Genomic DNA, 1128 nt, shown 5'->3' on the forward strand with positions numbered 1-1128 from the left:
AGGAAATCAGGTGGCTGGGGGACCTGGATTCGAACCAGGACTAGAGGAGTCAGAGTCCACCGTTCTACCGTTAAACTATCCCCCAATACGGCGCTCGCCAGTTCGGACGGCGGCGTCGAAGTTGATCCCGGCGTCGGCGCCGTAGGGGCCGTTCGCTCGAGTGCGGACCACTTAGGGGCAAAGCTGGCTCCGGTCAACCACCTCTGTCGGCCGGATCGAGGCCCCCGCGCCAAGCCGGTCTGAAATCCGCACCGACCGAGCCGACGTGCGTTCGGCCGTCGTTGAAGCGCGACCGTTCTCCGAAAAGCGGAGCGCCCGATCCATACTCATAGCTCGACGCGACGCAGGCGGAGCGGATCGACAGGTCTTCCGTGCCCCGGCCCGTACGGTCGAGCGGTACGGGCTTGGAATCTTCTCCACCTGAGTCGAAGGGCCCCTTCGGGATCCGTGCATCGCAACGCAGCGCGCTGCGTCATCGGTTCCCGTGGAAGACAGCAAGACAAAGACGGAGCATGAGCCCCGTCGTAATCTGCCAGCTCGCCCGACGGTTAGGACGGGTGCTAACGGGAGGCCCTAAGCGAGCGAAACGGCGGATCGGTCCAAGGTCGCGGAGGCGCCGGTTCCGCAGCGTCGGTCTGTGTCGTGGGTGAAGGGATCGAGCCGGTCGTGAGCGGCTCCTCCCAGGTGAGCTGGACCACGGCAGCCGGAACGGGGAGATTATGCAGATAGCCGCGAGTCGCAGCGGTCAAGCCGATGCCGACCAGCACCACGGCCGCAGCATCCACGAGGAGTTGACGAAGGCTCGGCATGGGCGTGTCCTAGCTGAGCGGACCGGCGTACGGTGGTATGCTTAACGATGTGTTCCGGTTCGCAACTGGCACGCCCTCCCTGCTTTCATGAATAAGACAATGGGCCCATTGGTGGCCGCGCCCTGCATGCGCCGGTCCGGGTCGGATCACGACCACCTCACTGCCGCCGATGCGGCTCCCGTCTTCATGCAAAAACGTATGCGCACCACAGCTGGCTCGCACGCCGATCACCGCGCTGTCATTGATTTTTCGCGTACTCGTCGCATCGGGTGTTGACGGGGCGGCTGGGCTTGCGTAGACAGCGCTCATCGGCGCCGGC

General features: G+C 64.6%; 1 tRNA gene. It reads right to left on the reverse strand.

The window, feature by feature from the left end:
- Positions 1-11: 11 nt before the first annotated feature.
- A tRNA-Gln gene (locus AX737_RS28395) sits at positions 12-85 on the reverse strand.
- Positions 86-1128 lie beyond the last annotated feature (1043 nt).

The sequence above is a fragment of the Methylobacterium sp. CCH5-D2 genome (genome assembly GCF_001556475.1).
Taxonomy (GTDB): Bacteria; Pseudomonadota; Alphaproteobacteria; order Rhizobiales; family Beijerinckiaceae; genus Methylobacterium; species Methylobacterium hispanicum.